General features: G+C 58.4%; 1 protein-coding gene. It reads left to right on the plus strand.

Features of this window, described 5'->3' with window-relative positions; translation table 11 throughout:
- Positions 1-108: 108 nt before the first annotated feature.
- A partial coding sequence (locus tag AACY49_RS30860; protein WP_339528094.1) for an HvfC/BufC N-terminal domain-containing protein occupies positions 109-459 on the plus strand: 351 nt, incomplete at its 3' end.

Below are 459 nucleotides of genomic sequence, written 5' to 3' on the forward strand. Positions count from 1 at the left end.
GGCTACTTTGCTGGAACGTGACGATCACTTTCCGCCTTTTGAAGAGTTGCTCGATGAACTGCAAAAGGCGCGGGCGCTGGGTGAAAGGGTTCTGGCCGGGCGACAGCAATGCGCCTGAAAGAATGGCAATTGGCATTCGAGTCGTATTTGCTGGATGAGGCGGCCACAGCCCAACCGCTGCTGGGCGCCAGTCTGATCGGCGGGCCTACGCTGGATGTCGGCACCGGTCTGGCGATCTATCACAACGCTTATCAGGCCCGTCTACTGGAAGTGTTGCGCAACGATTTTCCGGTGATCTGGTACTGGATGGGCGACGAGGCGTTCGACTCGCTCGCCACCGCGTACCTGCGTCAATACCCGTCGGCGCATTACAGCCTGCGTTGGTTGGGTAAAGGTTTCGAGGGGTTTATTCGCGAGCATCTGGTGCCTGAACACAGTGCGCCTTTGGCTGAAATGGCG

This window comes from Pseudomonas sp. EL_65y_Pfl2_R96, assembly GCF_963970905.1.
Lineage (GTDB): Bacteria > Pseudomonadota > Gammaproteobacteria > Pseudomonadales > Pseudomonadaceae > Aquipseudomonas.